Annotated in this window: 17 protein-coding genes; 12 read left to right on the forward strand and 5 right to left on the reverse strand. The window is 67.4% G+C overall.

What is annotated here, in order from left to right; genetic code table 11:
• Positions 1-243: 243 nt before the first annotated feature.
• Positions 244-939, reverse strand: coding sequence for a rhomboid family intramembrane serine protease (locus ACTOWK_RS21540; protein WP_441332138.1), 696 nt, complete (start codon positions 937-939; stop codon positions 244-246).
• Between the two features lie 267 nt (positions 940-1206).
• Between ACTOWK_RS21540 and ACTOWK_RS21545 the strand changes: the two genes are divergently transcribed.
• The 3 genes from ACTOWK_RS21545 to ACTOWK_RS21555 all read left to right on the forward strand — a co-directional run bounded on the left by ACTOWK_RS21545 (position 1207) and on the right by ACTOWK_RS21555 (position 3913).
• A complete protein-coding gene (locus ACTOWK_RS21545; protein WP_441332139.1) occupies positions 1207-2586 on the forward strand; it encodes an OmpP1/FadL family transporter in 1380 nt (459 codons plus the stop codon).
• A gap of 222 nt (positions 2587-2808) precedes the next feature.
• Positions 2809-3525, forward strand: coding sequence for an MOSC domain-containing protein (locus ACTOWK_RS21550; RefSeq protein ID WP_441332140.1), 717 nt, complete (start codon positions 2809-2811; stop codon positions 3523-3525).
• Positions 3526-3658: 133 nt separating this feature from the next.
• Entirely contained in the window at positions 3659-3913 is a 255-nt protein-coding gene (locus ACTOWK_RS21555; protein WP_441332141.1) for a DUF2164 domain-containing protein, read from the forward strand.
• A gap of 174 nt (positions 3914-4087) precedes the next feature.
• Here ACTOWK_RS21555 and ACTOWK_RS21560 read toward each other — a convergent pair whose 3' ends face one another.
• From ACTOWK_RS21560 to ACTOWK_RS21570, 3 genes are all read right to left on the reverse strand, one after another.
• Positions 4088-4549, reverse strand: a complete 462-nt coding sequence (locus ACTOWK_RS21560; RefSeq protein WP_441332142.1) for a DUF3574 domain-containing protein — start codon at positions 4547-4549, stop codon at positions 4088-4090.
• Between the two features lie 409 nt (positions 4550-4958).
• Complete coding sequence (gene putA, locus ACTOWK_RS21565; protein ID WP_441332177.1) at positions 4959-8147, reverse strand: bifunctional proline dehydrogenase/L-glutamate gamma-semialdehyde dehydrogenase PutA; 3189 nt, start codon at positions 8145-8147, stop codon at positions 4959-4961.
• Positions 8148-8270: 123 nt separating this feature from the next.
• Positions 8271-8483 carry a hypothetical protein gene (locus ACTOWK_RS21570; RefSeq protein WP_441332143.1) on the reverse strand — a complete coding sequence of 71 codons (213 nt, stop codon included), beginning with the start codon at positions 8481-8483 and terminating at the stop codon, positions 8271-8273.
• Between the two features lie 291 nt (positions 8484-8774).
• On the opposite strand from ACTOWK_RS21570, the gene coxB reads away from it, so the two are divergent.
• The 5 genes from coxB (at position 8775) to ACTOWK_RS21595 (ending at position 13147) form a co-directional block, all read left to right on the forward strand.
• Positions 8775-9734: a cytochrome c oxidase subunit II gene (gene coxB, locus ACTOWK_RS21575; protein WP_441332144.1), complete on the forward strand. Its 960-nt coding sequence runs from the start codon at positions 8775-8777 to the stop codon at positions 9732-9734.
• A 26-nt stretch (positions 9735-9760) separates the two neighbouring features.
• Positions 9761-11386 (forward strand): cytochrome c oxidase subunit I, encoded by a 1626-nt coding sequence (gene ctaD, locus ACTOWK_RS21580; RefSeq protein WP_441332145.1) that lies wholly within the window; start codon positions 9761-9763, stop codon positions 11384-11386.
• A gap of 87 nt (positions 11387-11473) precedes the next feature.
• Positions 11474-11605: a hypothetical protein gene (locus ACTOWK_RS21585; protein ID WP_441332146.1), complete on the forward strand. Its 132-nt coding sequence runs from the start codon at positions 11474-11476 to the stop codon at positions 11603-11605.
• Positions 11602-12219, forward strand: a complete 618-nt coding sequence (locus ACTOWK_RS21590) for a cytochrome c oxidase assembly protein (RefSeq protein ID WP_441332147.1) — start codon at positions 11602-11604, stop codon at positions 12217-12219. Before ACTOWK_RS21585 ends, ACTOWK_RS21590 begins: the two co-directional genes overlap by 4 nt.
• Positions 12220-12268: 49 nt before the next feature.
• Complete coding sequence (locus tag ACTOWK_RS21595) at positions 12269-13147, forward strand: cytochrome c oxidase subunit 3 (protein WP_441332148.1); 879 nt, start codon at positions 12269-12271, stop codon at positions 13145-13147.
• A 186-nt stretch (positions 13148-13333) separates the two neighbouring features.
• On the opposite strand, the gene ACTOWK_RS21600 is transcribed toward ACTOWK_RS21595, so the two are convergent.
• Positions 13334-13561 (reverse strand): twin transmembrane helix small protein, encoded by a 228-nt coding sequence (locus ACTOWK_RS21600; RefSeq protein WP_441332149.1) that lies wholly within the window; start codon positions 13559-13561, stop codon positions 13334-13336.
• Between the two features lie 105 nt (positions 13562-13666).
• On the opposite strand from ACTOWK_RS21600, the gene ACTOWK_RS21605 reads away from it, so the two are divergent.
• The 4 genes from ACTOWK_RS21605 (at position 13667) to cyoE (ending at position 17178) form a co-directional block, all read left to right on the forward strand.
• Positions 13667-14386 (forward strand): SURF1 family protein, encoded by a 720-nt coding sequence (locus ACTOWK_RS21605; protein WP_441332150.1) that lies wholly within the window; start codon positions 13667-13669, stop codon positions 14384-14386.
• A 7-nt stretch (positions 14387-14393) separates the two neighbouring features.
• The gene (locus ACTOWK_RS21610; RefSeq protein ID WP_441332151.1) at positions 14394-14963 is read left to right on the forward strand and encodes a hypothetical protein; all 570 of its coding nucleotides are present in this window, start codon (positions 14394-14396) and stop codon (positions 14961-14963) included.
• A gap of 95 nt (positions 14964-15058) precedes the next feature.
• The gene (locus ACTOWK_RS21615; RefSeq protein ID WP_441332152.1) at positions 15059-16246 is read left to right on the forward strand and encodes a COX15/CtaA family protein; all 1188 of its coding nucleotides are present in this window, start codon (positions 15059-15061) and stop codon (positions 16244-16246) included.
• Positions 16246-17178 (forward strand): heme o synthase, encoded by a 933-nt coding sequence (cyoE, locus tag ACTOWK_RS21620; protein ID WP_441332153.1) that lies wholly within the window; start codon positions 16246-16248, stop codon positions 17176-17178. The genes ACTOWK_RS21615 and cyoE overlap by 1 nt, the downstream gene beginning before the upstream one ends.
• Positions 17179-17199 lie beyond the last annotated feature (21 nt).

The following is a 17199-nucleotide window of genomic DNA, read 5'->3' on the forward strand; positions in this document are numbered from 1 at the left end:
GACTCGGGACTCGGGACTCGGGACTCGGGACTCGGGACTCGGGACTCGGGACTCGGGACTCGGGACTCGGGACTCGGGACTCGGGACTCGGGACTCGGGACTCGGGACTCGGGACTCGGGACTCGGGTGATTAGTTTCAGGGTGAACCTGAAGATATTGGGTTACCGTTGCGATTCTCAAGCGGGATAGCCAGCCACAGGCCGCGCATTCGAGTCCCGAGTCCCCAGTCCCGAGTCCCGGCTCTTAGTAGCCCCGCTTGCGCCGCAACCGACGGGCGATGCCGGCGCGCGCTATCAGGGCGAACGCACCGCCGAAGGCGAAACCGGCCAGGTGCGCCGACCAGGCCACCGCGCCGAAGGCCGGGCCGATGAAGGTGAAGAGCACCTGCAGCAGGGCCCAGACCCCGATCAGCAACGGCGCCGGGACTTTGACGAATTGCAGGAACAGGCCCAGCGGCACCACCACCCCGAGCTTTGCGTTCGGGAACAGGGCCAGGTAGGCGCCGATCAGTGCCGAGACCGCGCCGCTGGCGCCGATGATCAGCCGGTCGGGGGTGCCGATCGCGATCACTGCGGCCAGGTTGGCGACCGCACCGCCGAACAGGAACAGCGCCAGCAGCCGCCATGGCCCCATCGCCCGTTCGGCCGGCAGCCCGAAGATCAGCAGGAACACCAGGTTGCCGAGCAGGTGGGCCCAGTCGGCGTGCAGGAACAGGGCGCTGAACAGGCGCAGCGCGCTGCCGTCGCGAATCGCCTCCAACCAGGCCAGCGGGCTCGACAGCCCACCCGACAGGGCGCCCCATTGGAGCATGAGCCGGCGCTGCTCCGGGTCCGGCAGCACCACCGCCGAGACGATGAAGCACAGCCAGAGCAGGGCGAACAGCAACGGCGTCGCCCAACGCAGCCGGGTCCGCTCGCGCGAGGGAATGGCGACGAACACGGCCTCAGCTCCGTCCGTCGGGCACGGCCGGGCCGGCTCCCGAGAGGGGGCCGAAAGGCGGAAACGTCCGTGGGGCTTGGCTTTGCGACATCGGTTCGGTACGGGTTTGCGGTCTTGGGCGTATTGTTAGCGTTCGGTTAATAGCCGCGCTATAGTGCATACGGCGTCGTACGTCGGGAGGGGTTTCCGGCGGAACCGGGCCTAACCCGCGGCACCGTGTATACGGCCGTGTTAGACGAAAAAAATACTCCAACGGAGACTACACGCATGCAACCCTCACAACGCATCTCCCGCCTGACCGCACTCGCGCTCGGCATCGCCGGCGTCATCAGTGTCGGTTCGGCCGGTGCGACCGGCTTCCAGATCCGCGAAAACAGCATCCGCAACCAGGGCCGCAGCTTCGCCGGTAGTGGCGTGGCCAAGAACGACGCCGCCGTCGTGTCGAACAACCCGGCGGCGATGGTCAACGTCGACTCGACCACGGTCCGCAGCGACATCACCATCATCGACCTGACCGCCAAGTTCACCGGCGGCGGTTCGGCCGCAGCCGGCACTCCGCTGGCGCGTCCGCTCACCGGCGGCAACGGCGGCGACCCGGGCGACGCGACGCCGGTCCCGGCGCTGTCGATCGTGGTGCCGCTGACGGGTTCGTTCGAGAAGCTCACCCTCGGCGCCAGCCTCAGCGCGCCGTTCGGCCTGAAGACCGAATACGACAAGGACTGGGTCGGCCGCTACAACGCCGTCGAGTCCGAAGTGAAGACCATCGACCTGACCTTCTCGGCCGCGGTCGCGCTGACCGACCGTTTCTCGGTCGGTGCCGGCCTGATCTATGAGCGCGCCGAAGCGACCCTGACCAATGCCGTGGACTTCGGCTCGGCGATCTGCCGCGTCAGCGTCGCCGCCTGTGTGACCCCGAACCCGGTCGCCGCGCCGTTCGGTCCGCAGAAGAACGACGGCTACGCCAAGGTCAAGGGCGACGACTACGGTATCGGTTGGCTCCTGGGCTTCCATTTCCGCCCGACCGACAAGTTCTCGATCGGTTACTCGCACCGCTCGGAAATCGATCACGAGCTCGAAGGCACGATCGATTTCACCAAGCCGGGCAATGTCTCCGCGCTGTTCGCCGCGCGCGGCATCACTCAGTACAACAGCGGTCCGGGCGGCGCCAAGCTGACCACGCCGAGCGTGGACACGCTGAGCCTGCAGTACGAGTTCACCGACCAGTTCCGCATGATGGCCGACATCCAGGCCACCGATTGGCATTCGCTGCAGTCGGTCGATATCGTCCGCGCCAACGGCACGCCGATCACCAGCGAAGCCTTCGGTTGGGAAGACACGATGATGTACGCGCTGGGCGCCGAGTACGACCTCAGCGACTCGTTCACCCTGCGTGGCGGCGTCGCGATCGACGAAACCCCGACCAACGATCACGCGCGTACCCCGCGTCTGCCCGACAACGATCGCAACCTGTACTCGATCGGCCTGACCTGGAACGCCAACGAGCACCTGAGCGTCGATGCGGCGTATACCCGCATCACCATCGACAGCCCGACCATCAACACGGTCTCCAGCAGCGGTTCGACCCTGCAGGGTTCGTACAAGGGCCACGCCGATCTGTTCGGTCTGGCCGCTCAGTACAAGTTCTGATCGACGCGACATCGATGTAAACGAAAGCCCCGCTTCGGCGGGGCTTTTTTTTGCTCCGGCCTGGGGACTCGGGCTTTGCTTTCGAGCTCAGACGCAGGCTCGACCGCGGTGCAGACGGCATGCCCGCGCGCATCGCCTGTGCGAGAATCCGGGCGCACCGCCGCCCGAGCGTTTCGCGGCGGCTCCCACGCCCCGCCGCAGGCCGCGGCACAGGACGCCTCATTGAGCGCTGACGTCTCTTCCGATTCCCGCCGCATCCTCGTCGATGCGCTGCTGTGCGGCCGTGCCCGGCCCTATACGCGACCCGGCAGCATGAGTGCGATCGCCAAGACGCCGTTGCCCGGCCGTGCACGCATCGACGAGTCGGGTCTGGACGGCGACGAGCAGGGCGACCGTCGCGTCCACGGCGGCCCCGACAAGGCCGTGCATCACTATCCCTACGATCACTACCGCGCCTGGCGCGAGGAACTCGGTCCGCACGCGCTGCTCGACCGCCCCGGTGCGTTCGGCGAAAACCTCAGCAGCAGCGGGCTGACCGAAGCCGAGGTCTGTCTCGGCGACTGTTTCCGCTGCGGCACGGTGTTGCTGGAAGTCAGCCAGGCGCGCCAGCCGTGCTGGAAGCTCAACGACCGTTTCGCGATCGCCGACATGGCGCGACGGGTGCAGGCCAGCGGCCGCACCGGTTGGTATTACCGCGTGCTCGAAGCCGGCGAGGTCGAGGCCGGCGACGCGCTGAGCCTGGTCGAACGGCCGTGGCCGCAGTGGAGCCTGCAACGCATCGCCACGATGCTGTACACCCGCACCCTGGATCGGCAGGAACTGCAGGCCGCGCTGGCGCTGCCGTTGGTGCCGTCGTGGCGCAAGCTGGTCGACGCGCGGCTCGCGCGCGGCGCGGTCGAGGACTGGAGTTCGCGCATCGACGGTCCGGCCGCGCCGTAAGGCCGGGACGCATGTGTCGTAGCGCGCGGCGCAGCGAGTGCGATCCGTCCCTGCTATCTCTAGCGTCGCGGCAGACGCTGCGAGCGCTGCCATCGGCGGCGTGTCCACCCCAACGATGCGGAGCCGCCAGGGCATGAGCGACATCAAGTTCTCCAACGAAGAAAAGGCGCTGATCGTCGCCAAGCTGCAGCGCTACTTCAGCGAGGAGCTGAAGCAATCGATCGGCCGGTTCGATGCCGAGTTCATGCTCGATTTCATCGCCGACGAGATCGGCGCTTATTTCTACAACCGCGGCGTGCTCGACGCCCATGCGCTGCTGTCGGCCAAGTTCGAGGACATCGGCGATGCCTTCTATCAGCTCGAGCAGCCGACCGATTTCAAGCGTTGATGCGGTCGCATTGCCGAGGACGAGCGCGGACGCCGTGGCGGCTTCGGGTTTCTCATTCGGCGGCGTCGGTGCCGGTTCGGCTTAGTTCGGCTTGCCTCGCCTTGGGCCAGGCGCGGCCTCGTGTGGCCGATGTGCGGTGATGTTTCTGCATTGCGTTGCGCGCAGCATCGCCGCTTAGCTCGCCGGCGATTCGCGCCGTGTGCCCAGACTGTCTTGGGCGAAGCAGGCGCGCGCCGGCAGGCTGATCACCAGCACCGCTTCCTGTTGGAAGCGGCGTTTGTATTCGTCGGCGATCTCGACCACGCGCCGACGGCCGTCCGCGGTGTCGGTATGGACGAGATCGATCGCGCGCGAATCCTCGCGTTCGATCTCGCCGCTGGCGCCGCGCCACTGGCCTTGTGCCTGGTAGATGGTCAGGCCATCGGGAAAGCGCGGGGTGACGATCTCGGCCAGGAAGGCCTGCCATTGGCTGTCGCTGACCGGGCCGGACGGACTGTTCATGCCGAACAGCACCCGGTCGAGCCGGCGTTCGCCGCAGGCGCTGGGGTCGCCCGGTTTGATCGGCAGGGGAGCGAGCGAAGCGCAGGCCGTCAGTGCGCACAACAACGCGGCCGACAACCAGGGTCTGCAGGACATCGACGTAGCTCCGCGGGCGATGACGCCTATCTTGCATGCGGCTTCGGTCGCGGTGTGGCCACAGGTGAGCGGTTATGCGATGGGCGTCGCAGAGCCCGGGGCGCGACGGCTTTGGGGTAGGAGCGGCGCGAGCCGCGATCAAACGAAGAGGCGATCGAAAGCGCAGCCACCGAAGCCCGGCCGTTCGGCTTGCTTTGCGAGATTTCACCCCGTCTGTCCAGGCTTCGGGCACGACGCTGACGTACACCTCTTCGGTTGGGTCGCGGCTTGCGCCGCTCCTACCCTAAAAGCACGAGCACGAGCGAGGCCTGCGATTCGCGAATCCCCAAACGAACACGGCGCGACCCGAGGGCCGCGCCGTGCGCGTTGCGTGGCCGCGCTTGGGCGCGGCCGACGACGAGGGCTGCGATCAATCGCCCAAGGTCAGCAGCGAGGCGTTGCCGCCGGCCGCGGTGGTGTTGACGGTGATGGTCTTCTCGGTGGTGAAGCGCGGCAGGTAGTGCGGGCCGCCGGCCTTGGGGCCGGTGCCGGACAGGTTCTGGCCGCCGAAGGGTTGCACGCCGACGACCGCGCCGATCTGGTTGCGGTTGACGTAGCAGTTGCCGACCTTGACCCGGGCGCTGATGCGCTCGATGGTCTCGTCGATGCGCGAGTGGATGCCGAGGGTCAGGCCGTAGCCGGTCGCGTTGATCGCATCGATCACCGCATCGAGCTGGTCGGCCTTCCAGCGGATCACGTGCAGCACCGGGCCGAACACTTCCTTGTGCAGTTGGTCGAGCGACTTCAGCGTATAGGCGCGCGGCGCGAAGAAGCTGCCGTGGGCGCTGTCGGCGTCGACCGCGACTTCGGCGATCTTCACCGCTTCCTGGTCCATGCGCGCGGCGTGCTCGACGAGCATCTTCAGCGCGTCTTCGTCGATCACCGGGCCGACGTCGGTCGACAGCAGACCGGGGTTGCCGATCTTCAGCTCGGCCATGGCGCCGGCCAGCATCGTGGTGACCTTGTCGGCGATGTCTTCCTGCACGAACAGCACGCGCGCGGCCGAGCAGCGCTGGCCGGCCGAGGTGAAGGCCGAACCGATCGCGTCCTTGACCAGTTGCTCGGGCAGCGAGGACGAGTCGGCGATCAGCGCGTTCTGGCCGCCGGTCTCGGCGATCAGCACGCCGATGGCGGCGTCGCGCGCGGCCAGCGAGCGGTTGATAGCGCGCGCGGTGTCGGTCGAGCCGGTGAAGGCAACGCCGGCGACGCGCGGGTCGCGGGTCAGCGCCGCGCCGACGGTGGCGCCGTCGCCGGGCAGGAACTGCAGCACCGCTTCCGGCACGCCGGCTTCGTGCAGCAGCTTGACCGCGTAGTAACCGATCAGGTTGGTCTGCTCGGCCGGCTTGGCGATGACGCTGTTGCCGGCGGCGAGTGCGGCCGAGATCTGGCCGGCGAAGATCGCCAGCGGGAAGTTCCACGGGCTGATGCAGACGAACACACCGCGGCCGGACAGGTGCAGGGTGTTGGACTCGCCGGTCGGACCCGGCAGCGCTTCCGGCGCGAACAGCTTGCGCGCCTGCTGGCCGTAATAGCGCAGGAAGTCGACCGCTTCGCGCACTTCGGCGACGCCGTCGGGGATGGTCTTGCCGGCTTCCTTGGTGCACAGCGCGATGTAGGCGGGCATCCTGGATTCGAGCAGGTCGGCGGCATGTTCGAGGATCGCGGCGCGGCTGGCGGCCGGGGTCGAGTCCCAGGCTTCCTGCGCGGCGACCGCGTTCTTCAGCGCCAGCTCGACGGTGGCGCTGTCGGCGGCCTGCCACTGGCCGACGGTTTCGCGGCGGTCGGCCGGGTTGGTCACGGCGATGTTCGGACCGGTGACGGTCGCGCCCGGCACCAGCGGCGCGGCGCGCCAGTCGCCGACGGCGGCGTTGACTTCGGCGGCGAGGGTCTGCAGTTGCTGGTCGTTGGCGAGATTGACGCCCATGGAATTGGTCCTGTCGGAATACTTATTAGTAGCCGCGTAGCTGCGATAGAGGTCGGCCGGAAGCGGAATGCGCGGGTGGGGAATGCTGGCGAACGCGGAGACGGTCTCGACCGGGTCCTGGATCAACTCGTCGATCGCGATGCTCTCGTCGGTGATGCGGTTGACGAAGCTGGAGTTGGCGCCGTTCTCGAGCAGGCGGCGCACCAGGTAGGGCAGCAGGTCTTCGTGCGAACCGACCGGCGCGTAGACGCGGCAGGGCACGTCGAGACGATGCGAGGGGATGACCTCGGCGTAGAGGTCGTCGCCCATGCCGTGCAGCTTCTGGAACTCGTAGTGACGCTCGCGGCCCATCGCCTTGGCGCGCTGGTGGATCGTCGCGATGGTCTGGGCGTTGTGGGTGGCGAACATCGGGTAGATCGCGTCGCCGGCTTCGAGCATGCGGCGCGCGTTGGCCAGATAGGACACGTCGGTGTTCGGCTTGCGCGTGAACACCGGGTAGCCGGCCTGTCCGTCGACCTGGGCGCGCTTGACCTCGCTGTCCCAGTACGCGCCCTTGACCAGGCGCACCGGAATGCGGCGGCCGGTCTTGCGGGCCAGGTCGGCGATGAAGTCGATCGCCTCCGGCGCGCGCTTCTGGTAGGCCTGGATCGCCAGGCCGTAGCCTTCCCAGCCGTCGAGCGAAGGATCGGCATAGGCCGCGGCGATCACGTCGAGCGACATCTCCAGGCGGTCGGCTTCTTCGGCGTCGATGGTGAAGCCGATGCCGTAATTGCGCGCCAGCTGCGCCAGTTCGAGCACGCGCGGGGTCAGTTCGGCGAATACGCGTTCGCGCTTGGCATGTTCGTAACGCGGATGCAGCGCCGACAGCTTGACCGAGATCGACGGCGCGCCGAACACGGCGTCCTTGTCGGCAGAGTTGCCCGACTGCGCGCTCCTGCCGATCGCATGGATGGCGTCGCGGTAAGCCTGCAGATAGCGCAGGGCGTCCTTGGTGGTCAGCGCGCCTTCGCCGAGCATGTCGAAGGAATAGCGGTAGTTGGCGTTGTCGCCCTTCTTCGAGCGCGACAGCGCTTCGCCGATGGTGCGGCCCATCACGAACTGGTGGCCCATGATGCGCATCGCCTGGCGCACGGCCAGGCGGATCACCGGTTCGCCGACCCGGCCGACCAGGCGCTTGAAGGCGTTATGGACGTCGCGCTTGGTGTCGTCGTTGAGGTCGACCAGCTTGCCGGTCAGCATCAGGCCCCAGGTCGAGGCGTTGACCAGCACCGAGTCCGATTGACCCAGGTGGCGCTTCCAGTCGGCTTCGCCGAGCTTGTCGCGGATCAGCTTGTCGGCGGTTTCCTGGTCGGGGATGCGCAGCAGCGCTTCGGCGACGCACATCAGCAGCACGCCTTCCTCGCTGCCGAGGTCGTATTGGCGCATGAAGGCTTCGATCGCGCCCTGGTCCTGGGCACGGGCGCGCACGCGCTTGACCAGTTCGGCCGCGGTGGCCTGGGCGGCGTCGCGGTCGGCGGCCGGCAGGCGCGCCAGATCGAGCAGGTGGCGGACGTGTTCGGCTTCGTCGCGGACCCAGCCGGCGGTCAGGGCCGCGCGCGGACCCGAAGGCGGCGAGGGCAGTTCGGGGCTGATCATCGCGCCTGAGGGCTGCGCGTTGGAAAGCGCAGCGCTAGAGCGCGCCGGCGGACCGTCGTGGGCGACGGTGGAAGAGACGTTGGTGGACATCGGACCCGGCACTGGGGTGGGAAGTCCGGCATTTTAGAGCTTTCTATCGGTCGCGGCCTGTACCGGATCGGTTCGTGGGCCGACCCGGTACGAGAGCGCCGTCGCATCGGCGGCAACCCGGTCGGCCCGGGCCGTCGGACCGGGTGTCGGAGCGGCAGCTGCAGTCGTTCCGGCGAGCCCGATCCGCGCGTTGCGCGCACCGGACCACCGCAACTTGCGTCCGTCACGCTTGCGATCGGCGCTCATCGACACCTCGATGAGGCGCCGAACTGCCGCGCAAAGCCTGTCGCTGCGGGGCACGGACGGTTTCCGGACCGGTTGGGGCTAGCACTTCCGGGTTGCCGCAGGACGGGGCGGCCGCTACCATTTCTCGGTTATCCGTAGCGCCGATCCCGGCGTGATGGGCCCTCGACAGGGCTCGCCAGCCACCTTCTTCCGCATAGCCTCACGCCCAGGACACCGGCGCGGACGGGGCGGGAGGGGCAGCCCGCGGAGCACGAAAACGAAAACCACACTGATTTTTCGGGGCTCGAACTGATGAAAGCCGGTCGTTTCAAGCAGTGGGCAGCGGGCGTCGCCGCATCGGCGTTGCCTGTCCTTGCGTTTGCTCAGGCGGCCGATCCCAAGCCGTGGCAGCTGAATATGGGCAAGGGCGTGACCGCCCAGTCGATGAACGCCTACTCGGCGCACATGTTCGCGCTGTGGGTCTGCGTGGTGATCGGCATCCTGGTCTTCGGCGCGATGGCCGTGGCCATGTTCAGATTCCGCAAGTCCAAGGGCGCCGTCGCCGACAAGGACTTCACCCACAGCACCAAGCTCGAGATCATCTGGACCGTGGTGCCGGTGGCGCTGCTGGTGTTGATGGCTTTCCCGGCCACCAGCAAGCTGATCGCGATGTACGACACCCGCAACGCCGCGATGACGGTCAAGGTCACCGGCTTCCAGTGGATGTGGAAGTACGACTACCTGGGCGAGAACGTCTCCTTCACCAGCCGCCTGGACCGCAAGAGCGACCAACTGCGCCAGGCCGGCAAGCTCGTCACCAAGGCCGAGCACGAGCATTACCTGCTCGACGTCGACAACGTCCTGGTGCTGCCGACCGACACCAAGATCCGCTTCGTGATCACCGCCGACGACGTCATCCACGCTTGGTGGGTGCCGGCGCTGGGCTGGAAGCAGGACGCGATCCCGGGCATCGTCAACGAGGCCTGGACCGAGATCAAGGAGCCTGGCGTCTACCGCGGCCAGTGCGCCGAGCTGTGCGGCAAGGACCACGGCTTCATGCCGATCGTCGTGCGCGCGCTGCCCAAGGCCGAATACCAGCAGTGGCTGGCCGAGCAGAAGGCCAAGAACGCGCCGGCCGCTCCCGCCGCCGCGCCGGCGGCTCCGGCTGCTGCACCTGCGGCCGCTCCGGCCGATGCCGCTCCGGCTTCCGCCGCAGCCCCGAACACCGACACCACGACCGCCGCGGCTCCGCACGCAGCGGTCGTCGGTTGATCGTCAGCATTCTTCAGAGGTAGGCCATGGCAGCCACGCACCCCGTCGCCGATCATCACGATCACCACGATGATCACGCCCACAAGCAGGGCTTCATCGAGCGTTGGTTCTTCTCGACCAACCACAAGGACATCGGCACGCTGTACCTGATCTTCAGCTTCGTCATGTTCATCATCGGCGCAGCGATGTCGGTGGTGATCCGTGCCGAGCTGGCCGAGCCGGGCCTGCAGCTCGTCAAGCCCGAGTTCTTCAACCAGATGACCACCATGCATGCGCTGGTGATGATCTTCGGTGGCGTCATGCCGGCCTTCGTCGGCCTGGCCAACTGGATGATCCCGCTGCAGATCGGCGCGCCGGACATGGCGCTGCCGCGCATGAACAACTGGTCGTTCTGGATCCTGCCGTTCGCCTTCACCCTGCTGCTGATGACGCTGTTCCTGGACGGCGGCGCGCCGGCCGGCGGCTGGACCCTGTACCCGCCGTTGTCGCTGCAGGGCGGCAACAACGTCGCCTTCGCGATCTTCGCCATCCACATGATGGGCATCAGCTCGATCATGGGCGCGATCAACGTCATCGCCACCATCCTCAACATGCGCGCCCCGGGCGTGGACCTGTTGAAGATGCCGATCTTCTGCTGGACCTGGCTGATCACCGCCTTCCTGCTGATCGCGGTGATGCCGGTCCTGGCCGGCGCGGTGACGATGCTGCTGACCGACAAGTTCTTCGCCACCTCGTTCTTCAACGCGGCCGGCGGCGGCGACCCGGTGATGTTCCAGCACATCTTCTGGTTCTTCGGTCACCCCGAGGTCTACATCATGATCCTGCCGGCGTTCGGCGTGGTCTCGGAGATCATCCCGACCTTCGCCCGCAAGCCGCTGTTCGGCTACCAGGCCATGGTGTACGCGACCGCTTCGATCGCCTTCCTCTCGTTCATCGTGTGGGCCCACCACATGTTCACCGTCGGCATGCCGCTCGGTGGCGAGATCTACTTCATGTTCGCGACCATGCTGATCGCGGTGCCGACCGGCGTGAAGGTGTTCAACTGGGTCACCACGATGTGGCGCGGTTCGATGTCGTTCGAGGCGCCGATGCTGTGGGCGATCTCGTTCGTGATCCTGTTCACCATCGGCGGTTTCTCGGGCCTGATGCTGGCGATCGTGCCGGCCGACTTCCAGTACCACGACACCTACTTCGTGGTCGCGCACTTCCACTACGTGCTGGTGACCGGCGCGCTGTTCTCGATCATCGCCGCGGTGTACTTCTGGTGGCCCAAGTGGACCGGCCGCATGTACAGCGAGCCGATGGCCAAGTTCCATTTCTGGTGGACGATGATCTTCGTCAACCTGCTGTTCTTTCCGCAGCACTTCCTGGGCCTGGCCGGCATGCCGCGCCGCATCCCGGACTACAACGTGGTGTTCGCGGACTGGAACCTGGTCAGCTCGATCGGCGCGTTCGGCATGTTCGTCACGCCGTTCATGATGGCCTTCATCCTGCTGCGCTCGAAGAGCGTCGGCGCCAAGGCCGAGGCGCGCGCCTGGGAAGGCGCACGCGGTCTGGAGTGGACGGTGCCGAGCCCGGCCCCGCACCACACCTTCGGTACGCCGCCGGTGATCCGCGACGGCGACCTGGCCCACGGCGACATCACCCACTGAACCCGACAGGACACAGGACCCCGCGACGGGCCCCGGCAGTGAGCGCTTCGATCCGGTAGCGCGCCTCCGCGGCCCAGGCGAATCAAGATGACTCAGTCCCACGACCCGCACGACCTCGCTCATCGCCGATCGGCCGCGCGCCGCACGGCGCTGTGGTTCGGGCTGGCCGCGGTGGCGGTCTACGTCGCCTTCATCCTGACCGGGGTGCTGTCGCAATGAGCGCCGACGACGCCAAGGCCAACGCCGAGGTCCGCCGCCAGGCGAGCCCGAAAATGACCCGGCTGATGGTGCTGGTCGCGCTGGGTGCGTTCGGCTTCACCTTCGCCCTGGTGCCGATGTACCGCATCGCCTGCGAGAAGGTGTTCGGCATCCGCCTGGAACGCGGCGTGGTCGAGGCCCAGGCGGCGGCTGCGCCCGTCGCCGGCCGCATGGTCACGGTGCAGTTCGACGGCAGCGTCAATTCCAAGCTGCCGTGGGACTTCAAGCCGCACCAGTTCAGCATGCAGGTGCGCCCGGGCGAGCAGTACGAAACCACTTACTACGCCCGCAACACCACCGACCGCGCCATCGTCGGCAGCGCCTCGCCGTCGGTCGCGCCGGCGCGGGCCTCGGGTTATTTCAACAAGACCGAGTGTTTCTGCTTCACCGCCCAGACCCTGCAGGCGGGCGAGTCGCGCGACATGCCAGTGCGCTTCATCGTCGACCCGAATCTGCCGGCCGAGATCAAGACGATCACGCTGTCCTACACTTTCTCCAAGAACGACGTGCTCACGGCGCGCCTGCAGCAAGGAACGGTGTCCAAGACCGCGTCCTCGCCGCTGTCGGCGCCGTAAGCGGCTCAGCACCATTCAAACCAGCACCACTTATCACTGGAACGCCGCCATGGCCCACGCTCACACGCCAGACGCCAACATCTACTACGTGCCGCACAGCAGCCGCTGGCCGTTCCTCGGTTCGATCGGTCTGTTCACGACCATGATCGGCGTCGCCAGCTGGCTCAACGAAGTCAGCTGGGGCAAGCCGGTGTTCTTCGTCGGCCTGGCGATGATGGTCGGCGTGCTGTTCGGCTGGTTCGGCGACGTCATTCGCGAATCGGTGCGCGGCAACTACAACAAGCAGGTCGACGTCTCGTTCCGGATGGGGATGATCTGGTTCATCTTCTCCGAGGTGATGTTCTTCGCCGCCTTCTTCGGCGCGTTGTTCTACGCCCGCACCCTGGCCTTGCCGTGGCTCGGCGGCGAAGGCGACGGCGTGATGACCAACAGCCTGCTGTGGCCGCAGTTCAGCGCCGCCTGGCCGAGCAGCGGCCCGGCCGCGGTCGGTGGCGTGTTCCAGACCATTCCGGCCTGGGGCCTGCCGCTGCTCAACACCCTGATCCTGCTGACCTCCGGCTCGACCGTCACCATCGCGCACCACGCGCTCAAGGGCGGTCACCGCAAGTCGCTGCTGGTCTGGCTGGGCCTGACCGTGCTGCTGGGCTGCCTGTTCCTGTTCTTCCAGGCCGAGGAATACATCCACGCCTACACCGAGCTCAACCTGACCCTGGGTTCGGGCATCTACGGTTCGACCTTCTTCATGCTCACCGGTTTCCACGGCCTGCACGTGACCCTGGGCACGATCATGCTGGCGATCATCTGGTTCCGTTGCCTCAAGGGCCATTTCGACAAGGACAACCACTTCGCGTTCGAGGCGGTGGCCTGGTACTGGCACTTCGTCGACGTGGTCTGGCTGGGCCTGTTCCTGTTCGTCTACGTGCTGTAAGCGCGACGGCAGGATCGGCAAAGCACGACGAGAGGCCGGCGCTGCCGGCCTTTCGTTTTTTTGTTGCAGTAGCGGACGGGCGTTGTGAACGGTGCGCCGCCGGTGCGGATATCGCAGCGTCGCAGCCATCGGGCCAGCCAAGCGCGCTCAGCCATGCAGGCTCAGTGAAGACTGAGCCTGCCAGGATCAGTTCGGGTTGGAGCCGATCCCGTGCGGTTCGATCCAGCCCATCCACATCGCGAACACGATGATGGCGATCAGCGCGATGGACAGCGCGATGCGACGGGTCAGCGCATTGACCGTGCGTTTGCTCTGGCCCTTGTCCACCAGCATGTAATACAGGCCTGCACCCAGGTTCCAGAGGATGACGATCAGGAAGCCGACCACCAGCAGAATCTTCAGCGACTCGTTCACCGCGGGCTCCTTGAGTGCGCGCAGCGTGCGCGCGTATGCACCGAATGCGCGCGATGCGCGCGCGGGTGCGATGCGCGGATTATCGCAGCCCGCAGGGAGGATGGGGTGAGCCGGCGCGGCACACTGCTGTTCGGCTGGACGCTCGCGGTCGCCGCGATCGCGCTGTTCGCCAACCTGGGGCTGTGGCAGGGCCGGCGCGCGGTCGAGAAGCAGGCCATGCTCGACGCCGCCGCCGCGGTCCTCAACGAGCGCAAGCCGCTGTCGCTGGCCGCCGCCGACGACCCGGCCCGCGGCCGCGATTACGACTGGGCCCAGGGCTTGGGCCGGTTCGACCAGCGCGGCGCCCTGCTGCTCGACAACCAGCAGCGCAACGGCCGCGCCGGCGTGCGCGCCTACCGCATCTTCGTGCCGCTGCAGGGCGGGCCGATGCTGGTCGACCTGGGCTGGCTGCCGCTCGGCGGCGATCGCAAACTGCCGTTGATCGCCAGGCCCGAGGGCGAGTTGCTGCTGCGCGGGCTGCTGGCGCCACCGCCGTCGACCGGTCTTGCGCTGGGCCCGGGCATCGGCCGCGAAGGCGAGGGCTGGCTGCTGACCCGGGTCGACCCGAAGGCGATCGCCGGCGCCACCGGCCTGTCGGTGCCGCTTGCGCCGCGCGTGCTGCGCCTGGACCCGGCGCTCAAGCTCGGTTACGAGCGCGACCTGGAACTGCTCGCCAACACCTTGCCGCCGGACAAACACCGCGGCTACTCGCTGCAGTGGTTCGCGCTCGCCCTGGCGGTGCTGATCACCGCCCTGATCCTTACGTTCCGTCCTCAGCGTCGATAACCAGCCGATGAACACACCCGTCAATACCGCGCAGCGCAATCGCAACCGTTGGGTGCTGGTGCTGATCGCCGCATTCTTCTTCGTGCCGATGCTGATCGCCGGGGTCATGCGTTTCACCAACCACCACCCGGCGGTGAGCCGCCAGCACGGCGAACTGCTCGAGCCCAAGCCCGACCTGCGCGCACTGCAGCCGCGCCTGGCCGACGGCAGCGTTTATGCCTGGAACCCGCCGGCGCGGATCTGGCGCATCGTGGTCGCGCCGGCGCCGGATTGCGCCGAGGCCTGCGTCGAGTTGTCGCAGCAGCTCGACACGGTCTGGCAGCTGTTCGGCAAGGACGCCGACCACGTCGACGTGCTCTGGCTCGGCGAGCCGCCGGCCGGCGCCAAGCGCCCGGCCAGCCTGCGCGTGCTCGGCCCGTCGCCGGAGCTGCGCGCGCAGCTGCCGCGCCTGAGCGATCCGGCCGGCGTGCCGCTGTACGTGGTCGACCCGAACGGCTTCGTGATTCTGCGCTACGCTCCCGGCACCGATCCGGGCGGGCTGCGCGCCGACCTGGCCAAGCTGCTGAAACTGATGTGAGCGGCGGTCGAGAACCCGCGTAATGGCGACCCCGCGGCCGGCACCAGCCCGGCCGCACGAGTCAGGCGACAGAGTTGGCTAGGAACGAGTTTCGAATGAGCGTAACCAACAAGTCCGGATCGTCCGATCCGTTCACGAACGGCCTGAGCAAGACCGGCCTGTCGAAGAATTTCCATCGCATCGCCTGGCTGGCGGTCGCGCTGGCGCTGTGCGTGATCGTGTTCGGCGCCTTCGTGCGCCTGTCCAACGCCGGCCTGAGCTGTCCGGACTGGCCGACCTGCTACGGCCGCGCGGCCTGGCCGACCAGCGCGCATGAAATCACCGACCACCTCGCCACCGCGATCCGTCCGGTCGAAGTGCACAAGGCCTGGCGCGAGCAGTTCCATCGCATGATCGCCGGCCTGCTCGGCGTGCTGGTGCTGATCCTGGCGCTGGTGTCGGCGCGCAAGCGCGCCTACGGCGTGCCGCAGGTGATCGCCGCCGCCGCGGTCGTGGCCATCGCCATACCGCTGTACATGAAAGGCCAGCACGTCGCCGCCTCGGCGCTGGCGATCGTCGGCGAAGCCGTCCTGCTCGCCGCGGCGCTGCGCTGGAGCAACACCGATCTGTCGCGGGTGTCGGCGCTGACCCTGGCGGTGATCATCTTCCAGGCCCTGCTCGGCATGTGGACGGTGACCTGGCTGCTCAAGCCGGTCGTGGTCATGGGCCATCTGCTCGGCGGCCTGCTGACGTTCTCGTTGTTGGTGTGGACCGCGTGGCGCGCGATCGGCCAGCCGATCCGCCTGGCCGACGCCTCGATCGTGCGGCGCCTGGTGATGATCGGCATCGCCGTGCTCGGCGTACAGATCGCGCTCGGCGGCTGGACCAGCGCCAACTACGCCGCGCTCGCCTGCGGCAACGATTTCCCGACCTGCGTCGGCCAGTGGTGGCCGCGCCGCGACTTCGGCGAAGCCTTCGTGCTGTGGCGCGGCATCGGCGTGGACTACGAAGGCGGCATCCTCGACGGCGAGGCCCGCATCGCGATCCAACTGGCCCACCGCATCATGGCCGGCGTGGTCTTCGTGTACCTGCTGGGCCTGACCGTGAAGCTGTTGCGCACGCCCGGCATGCGCGGCTGGGCGAGCCTGCTCGGCGCATTGACCCTGGCCCAGGTCGGCCTGGGCATCGCCAACGTCAAGCTCGGCCTGCCGCTGGTAGTCGCGGTCGCGCACAACGCCGGCGCCGCGCTGCTGTTGTTCGTGCTGGTATCGCTGCTCGCACGCCTGCGCACGCCGGAGTCCTGATGAACGCCGTAAAGCGCCCGACCGCCAAGCAGTACTGGGACCTGACCAAGCCGCGCGTCGTCGCGCTGATCGTGTTCACCGCCTTCGTCGGCATGTTCCTGGCCGTGCCGGGCTGGCCGCCGTTGCGCGAGTCGGTGCTCGGCTTTTTCGGCATCTGGCTGGCCGCGGCTTCGGCGGCGACCATCAACCAACTGCTGGACTCGCGCATCGACGCCAAGATGGCGCGCACCTCGTGGCGGCCGATCGTGGCCGGGCAGGTCTCGCCGACCCAGGCGCTGGTGTTCGCGCTGATCCTGGCGGCCTTGTCGATGACCATCCTGGTGGTCTGGGTCAACGCGCTGACCGCGTGGCTGACCTTCGCCTCGCTGATCGGTTACGCGGTGGTCTATACCGTGTTCCTGAAGCGCGCGACGCCGCAGAACATCGTCATCGGCGGTATCGCCGGCGCGGCGCCGCCGCTGCTCGGCTGGGCCGCGGTCACCGGCATGCGGGGCGAGTGGGACTGGGCCCATGCCTTGTTGCTGGTGCTGATCATCTTCGTATGGACGCCGCCGCATTTCTGGGCCCTGGCGATCTTCCGCCGCGCCGACTATGCGCGGGCGATGGTGCCGATGCTGCCGGTCACCCACGGCGTCGAATACACCCGCTGGCAGATCCTGTTCTATACGATCCTGCTGACGGTCGTTTCGGTGCTGCCGTGCGTGTTCGGCATGAGCGGCTATTTCTATCTGTTCGGGGTGTTGGTGCTGGACGCGGTGTTCCTCTACCACGCCTGGAAGCTCATGGACCCGCCCGACGAGCTGTACGCGATGCGGGTTTTCAACTACTCGATCGTCTACTTGATGGTGTTGTTCGCATTCCTGCTGATCGACCACTGGCTGCCGTCGTCGATGCAGTCGGCGCCTTTGTTCGAGCTGCAGCGGATGCATTGATCGTCCGCGCCGCGCCGGCGC

This window comes from Lysobacter sp. CA196 (genome assembly GCF_052078695.1).
GTDB lineage: Bacteria > Pseudomonadota > Gammaproteobacteria > Xanthomonadales > Xanthomonadaceae > Lysobacter.

What these genes read in the sequence shown, in the direction of transcription:
- ACTOWK_RS21615 (WP_441332152.1), top strand. Translation starts at nt 15,059, where the DNA reads ATGAGCGTAACCAACAAGTCCGGATCGTCCGATCCGTTCACGAACGGC.
- ctaD (WP_441332145.1), top strand. Translation starts at nt 9,761, where the DNA reads ATGGCAGCCACGCACCCCGTCGCCGATCATCACGATCACCACGATGAT.
- cyoE (WP_441332153.1), top strand. Translation starts at nt 16,246, where the DNA reads ATGAACGCCGTAAAGCGCCCGACCGCCAAGCAGTACTGGGACCTGACC.
- putA (WP_441332177.1), bottom strand. Translation starts at nt 8,147, where the DNA reads ATGATCAGCCCCGAACTGCCCTCGCCGCCTTCGGGTCCGCGCGCGGCC.
- ACTOWK_RS21590 (WP_441332147.1), top strand. Translation starts at nt 11,602, where the DNA reads ATGAGCGCCGACGACGCCAAGGCCAACGCCGAGGTCCGCCGCCAGGCG.
- ACTOWK_RS21595 (WP_441332148.1), top strand. Translation starts at nt 12,269, where the DNA reads ATGGCCCACGCTCACACGCCAGACGCCAACATCTACTACGTGCCGCAC.
- coxB (WP_441332144.1), top strand. Translation starts at nt 8,775, where the DNA reads ATGAAAGCCGGTCGTTTCAAGCAGTGGGCAGCGGGCGTCGCCGCATCG.
- ACTOWK_RS21585 (WP_441332146.1), top strand. Translation starts at nt 11,474, where the DNA reads ATGACTCAGTCCCACGACCCGCACGACCTCGCTCATCGCCGATCGGCC.
- ACTOWK_RS21610 (WP_441332151.1), top strand. Translation starts at nt 14,394, where the DNA reads ATGAACACACCCGTCAATACCGCGCAGCGCAATCGCAACCGTTGGGTG.
- ACTOWK_RS21555 (WP_441332141.1), top strand. Translation starts at nt 3,659, where the DNA reads ATGAGCGACATCAAGTTCTCCAACGAAGAAAAGGCGCTGATCGTCGCC.
- ACTOWK_RS21545 (WP_441332139.1), top strand. Translation starts at nt 1,207, where the DNA reads ATGCAACCCTCACAACGCATCTCCCGCCTGACCGCACTCGCGCTCGGC.
- ACTOWK_RS21570 (WP_441332143.1), bottom strand. Translation starts at nt 8,483, where the DNA reads ATGAGCGCCGATCGCAAGCGTGACGGACGCAAGTTGCGGTGGTCCGGT.
- ACTOWK_RS21560 (WP_441332142.1), bottom strand. Translation starts at nt 4,549, where the DNA reads ATGTCCTGCAGACCCTGGTTGTCGGCCGCGTTGTTGTGCGCACTGACG.